The organism is Eubacterium limosum (assembly GCF_000807675.2).
Taxonomy (GTDB): Bacteria; Bacillota; Clostridia; order Eubacteriales; family Eubacteriaceae; genus Eubacterium; species Eubacterium limosum.
Window position 1 is genome coordinate 965,589 of record NZ_CP019962.1, and the last position, 20,993, is coordinate 986,581.

15 protein-coding genes are annotated in these 20,993 nt (G+C 44.6%); all 15 read left to right on the forward strand.

Annotation, left to right across the window (positions count from 1 at the left end; translation table 11 throughout):
* The first annotated feature begins 4 nt into the window (after positions 1–4).
* The 15 genes from B2M23_RS04445 (at position 5) to metG (ending at position 20,934) form a co-directional block, all read left to right on the forward strand.
* Positions 5–1,465 carry a 4-hydroxyphenylacetate 3-hydroxylase family protein gene (locus B2M23_RS04445; protein WP_038351930.1) on the forward strand — a complete coding sequence of 487 codons (1,461 nt, stop codon included), beginning with the start codon at positions 5–7 and terminating at the stop codon, positions 1,463–1,465.
* Between the two features lie 2 nt (positions 1,466–1,467).
* On the forward strand, positions 1,468–2,646 hold the full coding sequence (locus tag B2M23_RS04450; RefSeq protein WP_038351929.1) for a pyridoxal phosphate-dependent aminotransferase: 1,179 nt from the start codon (positions 1,468–1,470) through the stop codon (positions 2,644–2,646).
* Between the two features lie 134 nt (positions 2,647–2,780).
* Positions 2,781–4,052 carry a Glu/Leu/Phe/Val family dehydrogenase gene (locus B2M23_RS04455; RefSeq protein ID WP_038351928.1) on the forward strand — a complete coding sequence of 424 codons (1,272 nt, stop codon included), beginning with the start codon at positions 2,781–2,783 and terminating at the stop codon, positions 4,050–4,052.
* Positions 4,053–4,344: 292 nt separating this feature from the next.
* Positions 4,345–5,730 carry a glutamate mutase L gene (locus B2M23_RS04460; RefSeq protein WP_038351927.1) on the forward strand — a complete coding sequence of 462 codons (1,386 nt, stop codon included), beginning with the start codon at positions 4,345–4,347 and terminating at the stop codon, positions 5,728–5,730.
* A gap of 22 nt (positions 5,731–5,752) precedes the next feature.
* On the forward strand, positions 5,753–7,498 hold the full coding sequence (locus tag B2M23_RS04465; RefSeq protein WP_038351926.1) for a cobalamin-dependent protein: 1,746 nt from the start codon (positions 5,753–5,755) through the stop codon (positions 7,496–7,498).
* A gap of 123 nt (positions 7,499–7,621) precedes the next feature.
* The gene (locus B2M23_RS04470; protein ID WP_038351925.1) at positions 7,622–8,428 is read left to right on the forward strand and encodes an IclR family transcriptional regulator; all 807 of its coding nucleotides are present in this window, start codon (positions 7,622–7,624) and stop codon (positions 8,426–8,428) included.
* A gap of 171 nt (positions 8,429–8,599) precedes the next feature.
* Complete coding sequence (locus tag B2M23_RS04475; protein ID WP_038351924.1) at positions 8,600–9,286, forward strand: GntR family transcriptional regulator; 687 nt, start codon at positions 8,600–8,602, stop codon at positions 9,284–9,286.
* A gap of 168 nt (positions 9,287–9,454) precedes the next feature.
* Positions 9,455–10,660 (forward strand): DUF362 domain-containing protein, encoded by a 1,206-nt coding sequence (locus tag B2M23_RS04480; RefSeq protein ID WP_038351923.1) that lies wholly within the window; start codon positions 9,455–9,457, stop codon positions 10,658–10,660.
* Between the two features lie 35 nt (positions 10,661–10,695).
* Positions 10,696–11,598 (forward strand): D-isomer specific 2-hydroxyacid dehydrogenase family protein, encoded by a 903-nt coding sequence (locus B2M23_RS04485; protein ID WP_038351922.1) that lies wholly within the window; start codon positions 10,696–10,698, stop codon positions 11,596–11,598.
* Positions 11,599–11,669: 71 nt separating this feature from the next.
* Positions 11,670–13,121, forward strand: a complete 1,452-nt coding sequence (gene nhaC / locus B2M23_RS04490; RefSeq protein ID WP_052237186.1) for a Na+/H+ antiporter NhaC — start codon at positions 11,670–11,672, stop codon at positions 13,119–13,121.
* Entirely contained in the window at positions 13,093–14,046 is a 954-nt protein-coding gene (locus B2M23_RS04495) for a glycyl-radical enzyme activating protein (RefSeq protein WP_167617734.1), read from the forward strand. Before nhaC ends, B2M23_RS04495 begins: the two co-directional genes overlap by 29 nt.
* Before the next feature lie 25 nt (positions 14,047–14,071).
* Entirely contained in the window at positions 14,072–16,432 is a 2,361-nt protein-coding gene (locus B2M23_RS04500) for a glycyl radical protein (RefSeq protein WP_052237184.1), read from the forward strand.
* Between the two features lie 423 nt (positions 16,433–16,855).
* The gene (locus tag B2M23_RS04505; RefSeq protein ID WP_038351920.1) at positions 16,856–18,169 is read left to right on the forward strand and encodes a sodium-dependent transporter; all 1,314 of its coding nucleotides are present in this window, start codon (positions 16,856–16,858) and stop codon (positions 18,167–18,169) included.
* Positions 18,170–18,248: 79 nt separating this feature from the next.
* Positions 18,249–18,995 carry a nickel pincer cofactor biosynthesis protein LarB gene (larB, locus tag B2M23_RS04510; RefSeq protein ID WP_038351919.1) on the forward strand — a complete coding sequence of 249 codons (747 nt, stop codon included), beginning with the start codon at positions 18,249–18,251 and terminating at the stop codon, positions 18,993–18,995.
* Positions 18,952–20,934 carry a methionine--tRNA ligase gene (gene metG / locus B2M23_RS04515; protein WP_052237183.1) on the forward strand — a complete coding sequence of 661 codons (1,983 nt, stop codon included), beginning with the start codon at positions 18,952–18,954 and terminating at the stop codon, positions 20,932–20,934. The genes larB and metG overlap by 44 nt, the downstream gene beginning before the upstream one ends.
* The last annotated feature ends 59 nt before the right edge of the window (positions 20,935–20,993 follow it).

Genomic DNA, 20,993 nt, shown 5'->3' on the forward strand with positions numbered 1-20,993 from the left:
AAAGATGAAAACAGCACGCGATTATATTGACAGCCTGCGCGGCCGGGATATCAAAGTTTATATAAAGGGAGAGCTGATCGACAGCGATAAGGTCATCGACCATCCCTTTATTAAAGGCCATGTCAATGCAGCTTCCATGACCTACGCTCTGGCAGGCAGCCTGCAATATGAAGATTTAATGACCACCACCTCCCATTTAACAGGGAAGAAAATTAACCGGTTTACACATATCCATCAAAGCGTCAGCGATCTGGTGAAAAAAGTCAAGATGCTTCGTATGATCTCTCAGAAAACAGGTACCTGCTATCAGCGCTGTGTGGGCTTTGACGCCATGAACGCGACCTATTCCGTTACCTATGATATGGATAAGGCGATGGGGACAGAATACCACGAACACTTTAAAAAGTTTCTTCTGTATGTACAGGAAAACGATCTGATGATTGCCGGCGCCATGACAGATCCGAAGGGTGACCGCAGCCTGCGCCCAAGCCAGCAGGCAGATCCGGATTTGTTTGTCCATGTCGTGGATAAAAATGAAGACGGCATTGTTATCCGCGGGGCGAAAGCGCATATGACAGGGATGGTCAATTCCCATGAAATGCTGATAATGCCCACCATGGGAATGAAGGAAGATGACGCAGACTATGCTGTCTGCTGCGCACTGCCGGTGGACGCTCCGGGAGTAATCCATATCTTTGGCCGTCAGACAAATGATGACCGTAAAATGGAAGGTGAGATTGACCAGGGCAACGCAAAATTCGGTATTGTCGGCGGCGAATGCCTGACGGTTCTCAATGATGTTTTTGTCCCGTGGGAGCGTGTGTTCATGTGCGGCGAAACACCCTATTCTGGGCTTTTGGTCGAACGTTTTGCCTGCTACCACAGACAGAATTACGGCGGCTGTAAGGGCGGTGTTTCCGATGTTGTGGTCGGCGCGGCTGCGCTGATGGCAGACTACAGCGGCTATGGAAAGGCGGGCCATGTTAAGGAAAAGATCAACGAGATGATTCACCTGACTGAAACCCTCTATGCCTGCTCCCTTGCGTGCTCCTGCGAAGGAAAGCCCACGGAATCCGGCGCTTATTTTGTAGACCCGCTGCTGGCCAATGTCGGTAAACACAATGTGACACAATTGATTTACGACATCGACCGTTTGGCACAGGATATTGGCGGTGGTATAATTGCTACAATGCCATCGGAATCTGATTTGCGGAATCCGGAAATCGGCAAATATGTGGATAAATACCTGAAAGGCGTGGCAGATGTGCCGACCGAGGACCGAATGCGCATCGGCCGCCTGATCGAAAATATGACCGGTGGTACGGCACTGGTGGAAAGCATGCACGGCGCAGGATCGCCCCAGGCTCAGAAGGTCATGTACTCCAAGCTTTCCAATCTGGAGCAAAAGAAGGAGTTCGCAGCGCACCTGGCAGGAATCCACTCTGATAAAAGTGAGGAAGAATAAAGATGAGCAACGAGATCAATACTTATTTTTCGCAGGTAGCGAATGAATACCCGGCTTCGGGAATCCGGAAAATGTTTGAGATAGCAGCACAGTATGACCCAAAGGAAATTGTGAATTTAACCGTTGGTGAGCCGAATTTTGATACGCCGCAGAATGTAAAGGACGCGGCAAAGAAAGCCATCGACGATGGATTTACCCACTACAACCCAAATGCGGGAATGCCAGCGCTGCGTGAGGCTGTAGCCGAAAGCTATGCCCATTACAACTGCGGTTACCAGGCAGATAATGTCATCATTACCGTCGGTGCTTTAGAGGCGCTGACTCTGGGACTTTTAACCATTGTTAACCCCGGAGATGAGGTGCTCGTGCCTGACCCGTGTTTCCCCAACTACCTGGGCCAGATTATGATTACCAAGGCAAAGCCGGTAACCGTCCCTGTTTATGAAGAAAACGACTATAAAATTCAGGCAGAAGATATTGAGAAGGCCATAACCCCCAAAACCAGGGCGATTATTCTCAATTCCCCCAGCAACCCTCTTGGTTCCATACTGGAAGAAGAGGACGTGAGAGCAATCGCCAGGGTTGTTGAAAAATACAATCTGTATGTTTTCTCAGATGAAGTCTATGACAAAATCATTTACGATGGGCACAAGCACTTTAGTATGGCGCAGATACCAGAGCTGACAGATCAGGTTATGGTCATGAACAGTTTTTCAAAAGCCTATGCCATGACAGGATGGCGCATTGGCTATCTGCTGGCAGACAGCGCGCTGACAAAAAGAATGGCCCAGATCCAGGAAGGGATGGTGTCCTGCGTGTCCACCTTTACACAGGTGGCTGCCATCGAAGCGCTGAAGGGTCCCCAAACCGAAGTGCAGCAGATGATCGCAGATTATACCAGACGCCGTGAGATTTTAATTGACGGCCTCAACGCGATTCCAGGCTTTAGTGTAAAAAAATCTCCAGGCAGCTTCTACGCATTTGCCAACATTAAAGCCTTTGGAAAAACATCACAGGCCTTTGCCGAAGACCTGGTCCGCGAGGCGAAGGTCATCACCGTGCCGGGTTCTGCTTTCGGCAGCATGGGTGAAGGCTACATGCGCTTTGTCTTTGCGAATTCAGACGAAAATCTGAAGGAAGCCCTTCAGCGAATTGACGCATACGTTAAGAAAAACTATTAATTTATTTTAAAGATAAACAATCCTCTATCCCCCTCTTGAAATAAATAAGCAAAAAATAAAAATGTAAAAATACCATTAATCTCTCTACCAAAATACCAAACCTTTAAAATTTATGATTAATATGGAGTAAGAAATTGAACAATCAAAAATCAGAATACAATCCTTATGATAACTTTTTGGAAGTTGTAGACACAGCCGCAGGTAAGCTGGGTTTAGACAAAAATGAATACATCACAATCACTTATCCTGAAAGAGAACTGCAGGTAGCGGTTCCCGTACATATGGACGATGGCTCCATACGTGTGTTCAAGGGCTACCGTGTGCAGCATTCCAGCGGCCGCGGCCCAAGCAAGGGCGGTATCCGCTTTCATCCCAATGTCAATATCGACGAGGTAAAGGCCCTGGCGGCGTGGATGACCTTTAAATGCGCGGTTGTCAACATTCCATACGGCGGCGCCAAGGGTGGGGTTGAAGTCGATCCTTCGGAATTATCCAGAGGAGAAATGGAACGCCTGACAAGACGCTATACCGCGGCAATTTTACCCCTTATCGGGCCAGAACGCGATATTCCCGCACCGGATGTGAACACAAACGCGGAGGTAATGGGCTGGATCATGGATACCTACAGTATGTTCAAAGGTTATTCTGTTCCTGGCGTGGTCACAGGAAAGCCCATTGATATCGGCGGGTCCCTTGGAAGAAATGAAGCAACCGGCCGTGGCGTCAGCATTGTGGCCATGGAAGCCTTTAAATACCTGGGCATCGACTCGCCGTCTCTGCGCATTGCCGTACAGGGTATGGGGAATGTTGGCGGCACCACTGCGCGCCTGCTGTCCGAAGCCGGCTATAAGATCGTTGGTGTCAGCGATGTCTCCGGCGGATACTATAAGGCAGACGGACTGGATATCAGTGACCTGGAAGCCTATATCGCAAACAGCAGCACCCACTCTCTGGAAGGGTACAGCGCTGAGGGCGTCGAAAAAATTGATAACGACGGCCTGTTGTGCTGCGACTGTGATGTGCTGATTCCCTGCGCGCTTGAAAACCAGATTACCGCGGATAACGCAGACCGTATTCAGGCAAAATTAATCGTTGAGGGCGCTAACGGCCCGACAAGCGTGGAAGCCGATGAAATTCTTACAAAGAGAAATATAGCCGTTATCCCAGACATTCTCGCAAATGCCGGCGGCGTTGTTGTATCTTATTTTGAGTGGGTTCAGAACACCCAGAATCTGACCTGGGATGAAGACAATGTCAACAGTACGCTGCGTAAAATTATGGTTGACAGCTTTGGTGAGGTTCAGAATATCCACGATACCGACGCAGTAACATTCCGTGTCGCCGCCTACATTCTTGGGCTTAAACGCCTGAGCATGGCGACAAGAATCCGCGGTATCTTCCCATGATATAAGATTATTGGGCAGTAACTTTGTAACAATCTTATCGGAGAAGACACCTTCTGCTTGAAATAACCATATCGAAGACACTTCGAAATCAGAGACATGATGCGCCGGTAAGATCGTGCAGAATGTTGCAAAGTTTTAATATATTGCTAATAACTCTTTTATCAGAAAAATGCCCGCTTCCTTATTTCCTACGTGCTTATGGGCAAAGAATGATGAAAGAGTTATTTTTTTAAGATTTGACTTTGAGGGTTAGATCTGTAAAATTAGATTATCAGACATAGGGGGGAGCAGCATGGAGTATCGTATTTTATTTGATTTTGGAAGTACCTTTACGAAGGCGGCGGTGATCTGCAAAGAAGAAAAGGCAGTGGTTTTTACCACCCGCCATCCGTCAACGGTGAAGGAAGACGCGCGGATTGCCATGGAAGCGTGCCTTTCGGATATCCGCAGAGCCATCGGCGAGAACGCGGCGGACAGCGCTGAGAAATATGCTTCCAGCAGCGCAGCCGGCGGACTCCGGATTGTGGTGGTTGGATTGACTTATAACCTGAGCATTTCTGCGGGGAGAAATGCGGCCTTTGGTGCAGGCGCTAAGATTATTCACGTCACAAGCGGCGCTCTGACAAAGGAAGAAATTGAAAAAATAGAAGCGCTGCCAGCTGAGATGATTCTGCTGTGCGGAGGCTATGAAAATGGCAACCAGACGATTATCAGGCACAATGCGGAAATGATTGCCCAGAGCCAGATTAGCTGTCCGGTTATCTATGGCGGGAACAGTCAGATTGCGCAGGAGATTCGCGCGAAGCTGCTGCAAAATAAAAAGGAATGTTTTCAGGCGCCCAATATTATTCCTCAGGTCGGGGTTTTGGATATTGATGTGGCCGAAGAGATTATCCGCCATCTGTTTATGAACCGTATTGTAGATATGAAGGGACTCGGCGATATTATCAAGCTGGTTGACGGCCCCATTGTTCCGACACCGGCAGCGGTTTTGGACGCAGGCCTTCTGCTGTCTCAGGGGACCACGGGGCATGACGGCCTTGGCGAGTTAATGCTTGTGGATATCGGAGGCGCGACAACGGACATACATTCCTACGCGGAGCATACCTCCTATGAGGGGGCAAGGCTTGTAGGCGCAGACGAGCCTTATGCCAGAAGGACCGTTGAGGGCGACCTGGGAATGCGCGAGTCGTCCGATGTGCTGGTGCGTGAGCTGGGAATGGAATTTTTCGCAAATGAAATAGGAGTATCGGGGGAGGTGCTTGAAAAGTCCATATCGAACAGAGTGCACAATACTAAATTTCTGCCGGACACTTCCCTTGAAAAACGCATTGACCAGATCATTGCTGAGAGCGCTGCATACCTGGCGGCCAGACGGCACGCGGGCGTCATTGAGCATAAAAGCAGCAATTACTGCCGCAGAATGCAGCATGGAAAAAATTTAACTCATGTGCAGACCATTATCGGAACAGGCGGTCCGATTATTAACAGTGAAAATCCTGAAGCTATCCTGAAGCATGTTCTCAGGAGGGAAAAGGGAGAGAAGGACGCGCTGCTTCCTTTGACAGGTGATTTTGTGGTGGACCGGAATTATATTCTATATGCAGTGGGTCTGCTGAGCTATGTTGATAAAAATTTGGCGTTTGCTGTTGGAATGAACAGTATTATAAAAAAATAAGAGGATCAAGGAGACACTAACCATGGAAATTAAAATGAAAAAACGATTTGAGTATAAGAATTTGCCGGATATGAAGAGTATTTTGGACGAAGTGGATAAAGTGGCCGCGAATACCGTTATTGGAAAAACTTTGTTCATGGAAGAAAAGGGAGTGGCGTCTGAAGCCGAATATAAGCGTAAGATGGCAGAAGAAGGCCATATCATGAAGCACAGCCATATTGGCTGGAATTCATGGGACGCCACCGCAAAAGGCGTGGAAGAAGTTTATAATACCCTTCAGAAGCGGGGCAGCTATGTCGATCGTTTTGGATTTTGCCTGGACTGGGTTATGGGCGTACCAGAAAAATACCGTGATAAGCTGCCTGTAGGAACAGGGCTGACGTTTAAAAACCCTGATGAATGGCAGAAGCTTGGGCAGATTGTCCCTGTTCAGCCGCATCTGGGCGACCATATGATCGCCTCATGTAATTCCTTTGAAAATACACGCTACGCGCTGGCAGCCGGTGTAACAACAATTGGAAACGTTTCGCACTACTATACCTATGAATATCCTGGGGTAGATATTGAGGAGCAGCGCGTTATTGATATGCTTAAGGCCATTGTTTTAATGGGAAAATTTAAAGACCAGGGAACCATTATCCATTCAAATGTTGACGATGGATTCGGCTCTCAGTTCCATGACCTGGCCAACCTTGTGGGCTGGTGTATCATGGAAAGATATATCGTAGAGGAATTGCTGGGCGGCCGAATGTGCCACTGCTTCGGCAATCTTTTCAGCGACCCTGTTTTGCGTATGACCTTTAATCAGGCGATGTGGGAAATCAACACCTACAAGACCCCCGGATCCATGATCTATGGCAACACCATTGACTTCGGCTTTGACTATGACCGCAACTTCGGCGCTTTGTCCTCCTTTGTCATGGCAGACAGCATGGGACAGTCGAAGTGTCCGACCGGCCACGCAGTAACGCCAATTCCTGTGACAGAGGCGGCTCGTGTTCCGTCGATCGAGGAGATTGTGCAGGCGCATATGACGGTGGACATGATGATTGAAAAAGGACGCTATTACTCGCCGTATATCAACTGGACAGAGATAAACGCCGAGAAGAACCTGCTGGTGGCGTGCGGCAGAATCTTTTTTGAGCGGATTATGAATGGACTTGATGATTTAGATGTGGATATTACCCATGCAGGAGAAATATTGGGCGCGTTAAAATCCATTGGTTCAGAACAGCTTGAAGAAGTTTTTGGCGTTGGAAAAGCAGATAAGCTGGCAATGCGCGGTCGTGTGCCGGTGCGTCCGACCAACATCGTCATGACCATCAATGAACGCCAGCGTGAGATCAGCGACCAGATCCAGAATCTTGAAGGCGCTCTCCAGGATGTTAACGTGATTATCGGTTCAACCGACGGCCATGAGTTCGGAAAAGAAATTGTGAAAAGTATTCTTATTCAGGCCGGTGCGAATGTATTTGACCTAGGGAAAAGCGTCCCGGTACAGGATATCCTGGATACGATGATTGAAAGTGAAAGCCGTTTTATCGTGATAAGCAGTTTTAACGGCATTGCGCTCAGCTTTGCCCGGGAAATGCTGGAAGGCCTTGAAAAGAGCGGCATGGACGCGCACCTGATCATGGGCGGGCTTCTCAACGAAAATAAAGATGGCAGCGATCTGGCTGTGGACGTCAGCGATGATCTGCGCGCTCTCGGCGTGTCCTGCGATAATAACGCTGAGGGACTGGTCGATACGATTCGGGCTTTTCTGTAAATTGCAGACATAAAAAAAGAATTGAAAAAATAGAATAATTGTTATATAGTTAGTAATATAGAATCGGGAATTCTAAATTAAAGAATCGAGGTGAGAAATACGGCTAAAAATGAAAATAATACAATGGCAAAAGGGAAACCCGCAGAAAAGGAAACCTCATTTTCAAAATCGATCCTGAAAACCCTGAGCATTTTGGAACAATATTCCAAAGCGGATGAACTTGGAATCAAAGAGCTCAGCGAGAGTACGGGAATCCCTGCCAGCACCGTGCAGCGAATCGTAAACACCCTTGTTATGAAGCAGTATCTGGTGCAAAATCCGCATACTTTAAAATATCAGCTGGGCATTGCGTTTTTTAATATCAGCAGCCGTTATTCCAACAGCCGTGACTGGGTAGAGGTAGCCAAAGCGCATATGGAAGAACAGGTCGAAAAAACGCAGGAAACCGTCAATTTGGCTATTTTGCAGGGAAAGAGTGTCATTTATCTGACCAAGGTAGACTCCCCGCATATCCTGCGCCCTAATTTTACAGTAGGGACAGCCTATCCTGCGCTGAATACCGCCCTTGGCAGATGCCTGCTGGCATATCAGCCGTGGGATAAAGTCGAGAGAATGATCAGGCTGCAGCCGAATTTTAATAAAGATATCAACGAATTTCATGAAATGCTGGAGGAAGTTGAGCGGAATGGCTATGCGACAGAGGATGAGGAGTTTCAACCTGGCCTTTTTTGCATCGCTGCCCCGGTATGGGACGCGAATGACCGCGTTGTCGCGGCAATCAGCACGAGTATCCCAAAAATAAGACTGGATGAAAGCAATAAAGAGAATATTATAGGTATGATGCAGTCTACAGCATCTCAGATTTCACTGGATTTGAAAAAGAGATTTACATATATTGATGTAGATAAGCTATCCTCAACAATCCGTTAATGCTTAAAAAGCCCTTGTGATAACATTATATATCACGAGGGCTTTTTTAATTTGTATAAAAACAATAAATTACGAAAATAGCTTGACAAGAAAACAGGAAAGTAATACTATGAATACAATATATATTTTAGTATACCAAAATATATATTGTATTTAAAAAATGGAGGAATTATGAAAGAAAAATATAAAGAGGAAAAATCACTGACGGAGCAAGTATACTCAAAAATCAAGGAAAGGATACTGACACTTGATTATCCACCAGGGATTGCCATTACTGAAGCAAATCTGGCTGAGGAATTTTCAGTGAGCCGTATGCCGGTTCATATCGCGATCCAAAAATTAACCAATGAGGGATGGATTGAGACAGGCTTCCGCAAAAAAGTTTATGTGAAGGGAATTTCAGTAAAGGACGTAAGGGAGATTTACGAAATCCGGGAGATTCTGGAGGTCAAGGCTCTGGACACCATTTTTGAAAAAAAGTTGAATTGGGATTTTTCATTTAAAATTGAAGAAAAATTTGTCCGTATGAAGGCCAGCTACCATGATTACTATGCCTTTGAATATGCGGACAGCGAGGTGCACCGGACAATGGTCAGTGTTTTAGACAATAAAAGGATTGATCAGATTTACCTCAACCTTCAGGATGAGCTTGTGAGAATTATGGTTTTGATTTTCAAATATCGCAAAAGGGATAATGATTATGCAAAACAGGTCATTGAAAGTATGAGGAAAATCATCATGGGTATCAGGGAGAATCGCTATGATGATGCACTATACCAATTAAAAAATGAGCACCTCGCCTCTGGACTTGAAGAAGCGTTGGAAGCAGTTGATTTTTATAATGAGAGAATCATGTAACTGCGGATTTAAAAACAGTTCCCTATTTTGAAATATGGTTTTTACAATAAATTTCATATTGACAATTGCACAGATACCAGATATAATTTGACTATAATATGGAATTAATGATTCCGTATAGTGGAATCGCATAAAAGCGTTCCAGTAAAGCAGAAAGGAGTAAAAGGAATGTCAGTAGTATCGATTCAAAAAACTGAAGGAAACGATTATGCAAGTATTCAGGCATCTGTGCAGAAAGCCATTGCTGATTGCGGCGGTCTCAGCGACATCATAAAGCCTGGGTACAAAGTCCTAATTAAACCCAATTTGGTAGCCGTGCCAGATGACCGCTTGTCCGGCGGCGTTACACGTTGGGAAGTCGTTAAGGCCATTGCAGAGATGGTGAAAGATGAAGGAGGGGTACCGATCATCGCGGAGTCCAGCGCAGCAGGCGTTGATACCGAGGAAGTCATAAAAGCGTGCGGGTATGACCAGCTGCGCGAAGAAGGCTATTCAGTTATCGACTTAAAAAAGCAGGCAAAAAAAGTTAAAATCCCTGTGCCGGACGGAAAACTGATCAGTGAGCTGAGCTCCTGGGATGTTGTGGCAGAGGCCGACGCCATTATCACAGTGCCTGTTATGAAAACACATGACCAGACAGAAGTTACCCTTGGACTAAAAAATCTTAAGGGGCTGATCGGCGATGTACAGAAAAAGGAGTTTCATTCCATTGGCGTAATAAACGGTGTCATCGACATTATCCAGACGGTAAAGCCTGTCCTTAATGTTATTGACGGTACATTTTGTCAGCAGGGTCTGGGGCCGATTTTTGGCGAAACGGTTGTAATGGATCTCATTGTTGCTTCAAAGGATGTTGTTGCTTGTGACGCGGTAGCCAGTGTTATTATGGGCTACAAGGTGGATGAACCAATGCTGACGGTTGAGGCGAATGCCAGAGGGCTTGGAGAAATGGATCTCGATAAAATTGAGATCAAAGGAAAACCCATTGAAGACGTTAAACACCGTTTCAAACGCTCGAGTGAAGTAGAAATTGAAGGCCTGCCGCCATATAAGCTGATTTTTGCTGAAGGAGCATGTACAGGCTGTCGAAATACCGTTATCAGCTCATTGATGGATTTGAAAAGCCAGGAATTAACCCAGTATCTGGAAGGAAAAATCTTGGTAGTGGGGCCGGTAAAAGAAGAAGAACTGCCGCCGGAATCCACGCCGGAAAACACTGTGTTAATCGGAAAATGCACTAATCCGCTCAAGGGTAAAGGCCGTTCCGTAAAGGGGTGTCCTCCGGGAAATGTTTTTGTTGTACAGGGTATTGTCGGCGATGAAGTGAAGGTTGGCCGGAGATACAGCGATGCGGATGAAGAAAAGATAAACTAGTTTTAATTTAAGAGGCTTATATAAGGGGAAAAAGTATGTTCAAAAAAATGGTGGCAATTGAACGGTTGAATCTGACACCGGAAGCAGAAAACAGGCTGTCGCAGTATGCAGAAAAAGTACAGTTTTACTACAGTATTCCTGAGGACAATGCGGCGATTATCAAACGGATCGGCGATGCCGACGCGGTGCTTCTAAGCTATACCAGCCAGATTGACAGTGAGGTGCTGAATGCCTGCCCGAATATTAAGTATATTGGGATGTGCTGCAGCCTGTACGCACCGGAGAACGCCAATGTGGATATCGCTGCGGCAGAGGAAAAAGGAATTGTGGTTAAAGGGGTCCGTGATTATGGCGATGAAGGCGTGCCGGAATATGTAATCAGCGAGCTTGTCCGATTGCTGCACGGGTTTGGCGGCACTATGTGGAAGAGTGCGCCGATGGAACTCACGGATATTAATATTGGTGTGATGGGGATGGGAACAAGTGGTACGATGGTCGCCCGTGCTTTAAAATTCTTTGGTGCAAATGTCTACTACTTCAGCAGAACAAGAAAACCGGAATTAGAGAACAAGGAAGGTTTTATATGGCTTCCCAAAGACAAACTGCTTGAAAAAGTAGACATTTTATGTACCTGTTTAAATAAAAACGTGATCCTGATGAACGAGCGCGAATTTGAAATTTTTGGTAATGGGAAGATTTTTGTGAATACATCAATCGGGCCATCACACGACATAAGTGCACTGAAAGAATGGCTGAAGAATGAGCAGAACTACGCTTTGAGTGATACATTGGGAGGGCTTGGATCAAAAGAATTCTCAAACTATCCAAATGTTTTTTGCCCAAATAAGGCAGCAGGATCGTCTGCTTTGTCAAAAGTTAGATTGAGCCAGAAAGTAATTAAAAATATTGAGGACTATCAAAAAAAAGCGGATGTATAACGGTTAAAAAAATGCGAAAAGGCTCGCGACAACCTCTTCGCAGGTAAGTGAAATTTAAGAAAGAGAAAACCATGAAACTATTTAAAAATAACCAAACAGCAAAAGAAGTTAAACCAGAAAGAGAAACGACTTTTGGAATGTCTGTCATTGTTTTGATAGCTGCAATCGGGGTTCTGTTAATCGGCGTGGTAGGCCTTAAACTAGACCCTCATATTCCAATTTTGATGAGTGTCACAGTCCTTTTAGTTTACAGTATTTATCTGCGTATTCCGTGGAAAGATATGCGCGATAGTATCTGTAAGAGTATTTCAGAATCCATAGAGGCTATTTTAATTATTTGCCTGATTGGGGTTACTGTTGGAACCTGGATGTCCAGCGGTACTGTGCCATTAGTTATATATTATGGACTTAAAATTTTCTCACCGCAATGGTTCTTGTTATCTATTCTGCTGTTGTGCTGTATCATGTCTGTTGTAACAGGGTCCTCATGGACAACCGTTGGTACAATTGGGGTTGCCTTTATGGGGGTCGGAATTGGTTTGGGAATCCCGGCAGGTCTCACTGCTGGCGCGATTCTTTGCGGTGCTTATTTTGGCGATAAGCAATCGCCGGTTTCCGATACAACAAATTTTGCTGCAGCTGTGTCAAAAGGCGGACTTTATGAAGTGGTACGCGCAATGATTTATACCACGGGTCCTTCTCTGCTTGTCAGCGCAGTTGTCTTTGTTTTCCTTGGATTTAGATATGGCTCGGGCACGGCAGATATATCACAGATACAGGCCATTACGGATGGGCTTGCTTCTTCCTTTAATCTTTCACCTGTATTAATAATACCACTAATTTTGTTATTGGCAATGATTATTTTAAAGGTACCTGCCATTCCGACAATGATTATTGCGTCATTGATGGGAGCGTTTTTCACATTTGTTATCCAAGGCCAAAATTTAGCCTCATGCTTAACTTTCATGCATTCAGGATATGTCTCAGAGACAGGTGTAGACGTTATTGATAGCCTGTTAACTCGCGGTGGTTTAAATTCGATGACATCGACAGTTATGCTGATGCTTTTCTCGCTGGCTCTCGCCGGTTGTCTGGAACGCACAGGGGTAATGAGTGTTGTTATTGGCAAGATCAGCGGAATAACAAAAAACCGTGCCGGACTTATTACAACAACACTGGTTATGGCAATTGCATTAAGCTTTTTTGCAGCAGACCCTTATTTAGCAATGCTGCTTCCAGCCAATGCTATGGGTAGAAAATTTGACGAACAAGGTATTGACCGGCGTGTTCTTGGTCGAACCATTCAGGATGGTGCGACAGTTATGGCACCGCTTGTTCCCTGGGGAACAAATGGTATTTATTGTTCCCTAACACTAGGGGTGGCTGTTGCAGAGTATGCGCCTTACTACTTAATGGGATATGCAACACCAATATTCGCGGTTATCTGTGCAGTAACAGGATTTGGTGTGCTTTACACTAAAAAGAAAAATGATAATGAAAATGAACCCGCATTGGAACAATAAAGACACAGCGTTGGTGTTTAATATCCAAAAGTGCTCAATTCATGATGGCCCTGGAATACGTACGATCGTTTTTTTAAAAGGATGTCCATTAAAATGTCTGTGGTGTGCAAATCCGGAGTCACAGGAATATGGGAAAGAGATTGCAGATACGCAGTCACATTGTATAGGATGTGGTGTTTGTATTGAAAAATGTCCAGAACAATGTATCGTACTGGACAAAAACGGTCATGGCGTCATTAACAGAGCGGTTTGTAATGTGTGCGGTGTCTGTACTGAAGTATGTTATGCAAAGTCAAAACGTATGGTCGGAGAAGAGATGACCGTTGAAAAGCTCATGGAAAAGGTACGGCGCGATAAGGTCTATTATAATAATTCGAATGGAGGTGTTACCTTTTCGGGAGGCGAGCCGTTAACACATCCTGAATTTCTTTTGAATGCGGCTCGGGAGTGCAAAAAACTGGGAATCAATGTAGCTGTTGAAACCTGTGGTTATGCAAACTTTCAGCACTTTGAGCCAGCACTGAAATATATAGATTTAATCTTTATGGATATTAAAGAGATTGACTCAAAAAAGCATGAGATATTAACAGGCCGAGGAAATGAGAAAATCATTGAGAATTTTAAAAAGATTGATTCCTTTGGAAATAAAATAACAGTACGGGTTCCAGTAATTCCGGGCTATAATGACCAGCAGGAAAATTTTAAAGGGATAGCTGAGCTGGTAGCGTCTGCTGACCATGCAGAAGGTATTGAGTTGCTGGCATACCATGCTTTGGGGGTCCATAAATATGAAATGCTTGGAAGGAAGTATGAGTTACAGAATGTTAACAGCCCAGAAGATGAAAAGATGCTGGAATACGTGGATTATATGAATAAAATTTTGGTACCGGCAGGGAAAAAATGCTGGTTTGAACAGCATAAATAGCTGAAAATTAATGGAGGAGTATAGAATGATAACCAAACGCGTAGAAAAATTAAGAGATAGAATGCGGGAAACCAAACCACATATTTGCGTGGAACGCGCAGAATTAATCACAAAATTCTACAGGCAATGTTCCTGTGATACGCCAATGCTCAGACGTGCTAAGCTATTAAAGTATCTGCTGGAAAATATGACGATATATATTGCGGACGATGAATTGTTTGCCGGTAACCAAGCCAAGGAATATCGAGGAGTTCCGGTATTTCCTGAATTTGGTGCAAATTGGATTATTGATACAATTGACACCTTTTCCACCAGACAAACTGACCCTTTATTTATCAGTGACGAAAACAAAAAAAGACTGCTCGAAGATCTTGAGTTTTGGAAGGATAACAGCTTTAAAGAGCTCGTTGATGAAAAGTTGACAGAGGAAGTACTGGAAGCTGAACAACTGGGAGTTTTATCCGTTGGTTCAAGGACAACCTCAACAGGCCATGTTGTTCCCAATTACCCAAAAGTTTTTAAATTGGGATTAAAAGGAATTATTGAAAATGCGCAGAAAAAAATCGAATCCGTTGATTATGTCAATCATGAAACACAGCGTCAGATTGATTTTTGGCAAGGGGTTATTATTTCCTGTGAATCCTGTATAGACTTTGCTCACCGCTATGAAAAGCTGGCCAAAGAAATGGCCGAAAAGGAAAGTGACTCAAAACGAAAAAATGAGCTTTTGCAAATTGCCAGCAATTGCTCGATCGTTCCAGAAAATCCACCACAGACAACTTATGAAGCACTTCAATTTTTCTGGTTTATGCATTTGATTATGCAGATCGAGACAAATGGGCACTCTATTGGCCTTGGGCGATTTGATCAAACGATGTACCCCTTCTACAAAAAAGATATTGAAGAAGGCAATATAACTTTTGATCAATGCGTCGAGTATATTGAGTGTCTGTGGATTAAAATAACAGAAATTATTAAAGTGCGTGATGACTTTGATGCACAAGCTTTTGCGGGATATCCCATGTGGCAAAACTGTGCGGTTGGGGGTGTAACGCCGGATGGCAAGGATGCTGTTAATGAGTTTTCGTTTTGTATTCTTCAGGCAACCAGCGAGGTGAAAACGACGCAGCCCACCATATCTTTCCGTTATCATGATGGTATTAACGAAGAATTTTTTAAAAAGGCGCTTACGATGATACAGGCTGGTCTTGCGACACCGGCAATGTTTAATGATAAACTGATCATTCCACTTGTTCTCTCTAAGGGAGCTACTATTAAGGAGGCCAGAGACTGGAGTATTGAAGGTTGCGTTGAGAATTATGTTACTGGAAAAACAGATGGTCGACCAGTTGTCGGCTATATTAATACTGTGAAACTTGTTGAATTTGTGTTAAATGATGGCATTGATCCGTTAACCGAAAAACAGATTGGGCTTAGAACGGGTGATCCAAACAGCTTTGAGTCTTTTGATGATTTTATGGATGCTTATCAAAAACAAATGGAATATTTTACAAAGCTGATGTGTGAGGCTTACAATATTGTGGGTGCCTGTCAGGCTAATATGGTTCCGGCATTAGTATCTTCCAGTTTGGTAGATGATTGCATTGAAGAAGGAAAAACACTGCAGGAAGGTGGAGCGAAATATAATTTTTCAGGTTCGTTTATCACAGCAATGGCTAACGCGGCGGATTCAATCGCGGCGATCAAAAAATTCGTTTATGATGAACATAAGATAAGTTTTAACGAACTTAAGGCTGCCATTGCAGATGACTTTAAGAATCAGGAACCCTTGCGTCAGATGCTCATGAACGATGCGCCTAAATATGGCAATGATGATGACTACGTTGATGAGATTGCACGAAAAATTGTGGAGATAGCAACAGATGAAATTGAAAAATATCCCGATTCAAGAAATGGTAAGTACGTTTTGTCAGTTCTCTCACAGTCCTTTAATGTCCTTCAGGGCAAAAGTGTTGGAGCTACGCCTGACGGACGCCATGCTTTTGAAGCATTAGCAGATAATGCTTCACCAGCCGCATCAAGGGATGTCAATGGACCGACAGCGGCTTTGCGTTCAGTTTCTAAAATTGATCAATTTCGTCCTTTAATTGGCACATTGCTTAATCAGAAGTTTGATCCGGTTATCGTTAAGGGAGAAAAAGGTCTGAATATTCTCGGAACTTTGATTAAATCTTACTTTGACGAATACGGAGAACATGTTCAGATAAATGTTGTGGATGAAGAAACATTAAGAGATGCTCAGGTTCATCCAGAAAAGCATCGTAATTTGATGGTTCGGGTTGCAGGCTATTCTGCGTATTTTATTGAGCTGGATAAAGATGTTCAGGAAAATGTCATTGCAAGGACAGCTCAGCAGGGTCTGTAAGTAATTATCGGTAAAGGCTGATAAATAAAATATGCAAAAGAGTTCTAGTCCAACTCTTTTGCATAATAAAAAAAGAAACTTAAAAGTGAAAAAGTAATATAAATTATTCAACTGAAAAATAAGATAATATAAATATTCTTCACTAATCTCTTTTATGTTAATAATACCACGGTTTTTATAATTAGCAAGTCTATTTTAAAAATTCATTTTATTTCTCAAGAGGATCGAGTTTTATCGGCATGATTAGTGAAAATCTAGTAGTTTGACAGTAATTGGTAAAGTGTTTTAAAAATCAGGAGGTTAAAAATGTCGATTGGTACTTGGATTATGTTGATATTTTACGGCGTTGTTCTCGGCGGAGGCAGTATTGCCCTAATTGCGCATTCGCTAAGGAATAAAGAGATTTAGAAGAGGAGAAATAAAATGAGTGATAAAAAAAGCCGTGGAGCATGGGGATCGCGGATAGGCTATATTCTGTCAACCCTGGGGATGGCGATTGGTGTCGGTGCAATGTGGCGTTTTCCAATGCTGACTGCAAAGTATGGTGGAGGCGCGTTTGTCCTGGCATTTTTTCTAATCAGTATTATTATTGTAATCCCGGCCGCTTGGGGAGAAGTTGGATTGGGGAGACATACAAAATCCGGTGTTGCCGGTGCGCTTGAGTCTCTGGCAGGTAAAAAAGGAAAAGTGATCGGAACATTCATCGCATTGATTCCGCTTTTGTTAATGTTCTATTATCCTGTTATTATGGCGAATGTTGTACAATACATTTATTATACCGCTGCAGGGTCGCCGTTTCTGGCAGATCCTGAGGGATTTTACAATGTTGTTGCAAACAATAAAATCGTCGTGTTTCTGGTGGTTGCCGGGCTTGATATTCTGACAGGTGTTATCTGTCTGGGCGGTATCAAGGGCGGTATTGAAAAAGCATGTAAAATTCTTTTACCGGCATTGTTTGTTATTTTGGTCGTTCTGGTCGTCCGTATCTGTACACTGCCAGGGATTATGGAAGGGATTGAATTTTATGTCCGTCCAGATTTTTCTCAGTGGGCAAATCCGAAGCTCTGGGTTGAAGCGGCCGGTATGGCGCTGTTTGCAATAGGCTGCGGGCCGGGCTACCTCATAACTTTTGGGAGCTACTGCTCCGACAAAGCGGATATCGGGACAGACCTGGTAACTGTCAATATTACCCAGATGCTAATCTGTGTTTTAAGTGGCTTTGCGATGATTCCAGCGGTTATTCTTTTTGGAATGAACCCGGACGCAGGCAGCGGTCTTATTTTCATGGTATTGCCGAAGGTTTTTGAACAGCTTGCGGGCGGTCCTGTCTGGCTGGTGTTTTTCCTGATCGCATTATTATTCGCTGGTTTATCCACCACTATTTCCGCCTGGGAGGTCCCGGTTACTGTTTTAATTGACAGCTTTGGAATGAAGCGGAGAACAGCGGTTATCATTGTGACACTTGTCGCTATTATTGGCGCGATTCCATGTATCTGGATTTCCGAATTCTTAGAACATTTCGACTATTTGGTTGGGACATTTCTGTATACTGCTGCCGCCACTGGCCTTGCTGTTTACCTGGCATGGTTTTATAAGGCGAAACGCGTGCGTGAGGAGTGGATTAATCCGACCTCTGTTGTCAAATACGGAGCATGGGAAGATGTTTTATACAAGTTCCTCGCTGTGCCGGTATTCATATATTTCCTTGCGACAGGATTTATTGGCTTCTTCAGTTAAACAGGCTGTTTTACAAGTAACAGACTGGAAAGGATTTTTCCTTTCCGGTCTTTCATCTAAAAAGAACAGAGGGCAGACGATGAATGCAGAAAAATTAAAAGATTTATTAACAGAGGTAAAGAGCGGTCAAACCAGTATTGACAGCGCTTTTGAAAAAATAAAGGATATACCGTATCATGATCTGGAATACGCAAAGGTCGACTATCATAGAGAATTGCGCAATGGTTTTCCGGAAGTTGTGTACAGCCCTGGGAAATCCCTTGAGCAGGTCCGTGGCATTGTCAAGGATATGATTGAGCGTACAGATGGGAATATTATGGCAACCCGGGCCGACGAGAATGTTTACAAAACCATCGCGGAGCTTTCTGATGAAACGGAGTATTATAAAGAGGCCAGAGTTGTAGTTGTCAAGCGGCAGGCATTTAAGGTGAGTGAAAAAAGTATTACAGTCGTATCCGCTGGAACTTCGGATATTCCGGTGGCGGAGGAAGCGGCGGTCTGTGCGGAGGTCATGGGAAATTGTGTGGATCGGATTTATGATGTCGGAGTTGCAGGTATCCACCGGCTGCTTGACAATGTAGAACGGATCAACCGTGCAGGCGTGATCATTGTCATTGCCGGTATGGAAGGCGCCCTGGCAAGTGTGGTTGGCGGTCTGACGGATAAACCAGTCATCGCCGTACCTACGAGTATTGGATACGGTGCGAACTTTGGCGGTGTTTCGGCATTGCTGGGAATGCTGACATCCTGTGCCAGCGGCATTGGGGTTGTGAATATTGACAATGGATTCGGCGCGGCCTGCCTGGCGTCAAAAATTAACAGATAAAGGGGAGACAGAATTGAAAGAAAAGTATTATGTTACAACGCCCATCTATTACCCGAGCAGCGACCTGCATATCGGCCATACCTATACAACTGTGGCGGCAGATACCCTCAAACGCTTTAAGGCGCTTCAGGGCTACGATGCTTACATGATTACAGGGATTGATGAGCACGGACAGAAGATTGAAAAGGTGGCCGAAGAAAAGGGTATGTCTCCCCAGGCTTTTGTGGATGAAGAGGCTGCGCGCATCGCTGAGCTCTGGAAGCTGATGCAGATTGATAACGACCAGCTCATTCGCACCACAGACCCCGAGCACATGAAAACCATTCAGCGTATTTTTAAAAAGCTCTATGACCAGGGTGATATCTATAAAGGAAAATATGAGGGCTGGTACTGTACCCCATGTGAATCCTTCTGGACAGAAAGCCAGATCGTTGACGGAAAATGCCCTGATTGCGGCCGGCCAGTGGAGATGGCCTCAGAGGAGGCTTACTTCTTTAAAATGTCTAAATATGCAGACCGTCTGCTTGAGCATATTGAAACCCATCCGGATTTTATCAAACCAGAGTCTCGGAAAAATGAAATGATCAATAATTTTATCAAGCCTGGCCTTCAGGATCTCTGTGTCTCACGAACCTCCTTTAGCTGGGGTGTTCCAGTTGACTTTGATCCTAAGCATGTCGTCTATGTTTGGATTGATGCGCTGCCGAATTATCTGTCAGCCCTGGGTTATCTCAATGATAAGCCCGACCTGATGAAACGGTACTGGCCTGCCAATGTGCATCTGGTAGGAAAAGACATCATACGCTTTCATACCATTTACTGGCCCATTATGCTGATGGCACTGGATTTGCCGCTGCCCAACCAGATTTACGGGCATGGATGGATATTGCTTAAGGGCGGAAAGATGTCAAAATCGGTTGGCAATGTCGTAAATCCTGTAGAGCTGGCCAGTAAATACGGAGTGGATGCCCTGCGCTACTATCTGCTCAGGGAAATGAAGGACGGTGCAGACGGCGTGTATAGTGAGGAGCTGCTGATAAACCGTATCAACTCAGACCTGGCCAATGACCTTGGAAATCTTCTGAGCAGAACCGCAGCAATGACTGTGAAATATTTTGATGGAAAAATACCCGGGCAGCGGGAAGCTGCCGCGTTGGATTCTGAGCTGATTAAACTGGCACAGGACACCCCTGAGGTTTTTGCTGGGCATATGGACAGGGTGGATTTTAGCAGAGCATTGGAAGCGGTTTGGAGATTGGTCGGCCGAACCAATAAATATATTGATGAAACCGAGCCGTGGATTTTGTATAAGGACCCGAAAAACCACAGCCGTCTGGCGGCAGTTATGTATAACCTGACAGAGGCTCTGCGTTTTACCGCCGTTATGGTAGGTCCGGTGATGCCGGAAACAGGCAGAAAAATACTTGAAAGCTTAAGCGTGCCAGAAACACTGAGAACCTGGAAAAGCCTTGAGGTGTTTGGACAATATCCAGAGAACATCAGGATAGAGAGCTGCGATGCGCTGTTCCCAAGAGTAGAGACAGAAAAGCAGAATAAGAAAAACAAGGCGGTGCAAAAGGAAAAGCAGAAGAAACCTGAAATACAAAACAGCAATAAGATTACTATCGATGATTTTTCAAAGGTAGAATTGAAAATCGGCGAGATATTAGCCTGTGAGAAGCATCCGGACGCGGATAAACTTTTGGTTTTTCAAATTGATTTGGGCAGCGAGAAACGGCAGATCGTTTCAGGAATTGCGGAATATTATAAACCAGAGGATCTGATTGGAATGACGGTGGTGGTATGTGTTAATCTCAAACCTATTGTGCTGCGCGGCGTAGAATCCAATGGGATGATATTGTCCGCCATCGGTGGGAAAAGACTTTCGCTGCTGACAGTGGAGGATTCCACAATGCCGGCAGGAAGTAAGGTGTGTTAAGGGAAACGGCATTTGCTGTCTGTTTAAAATAATACAAGCCAGTATCTTTAGATACTGGC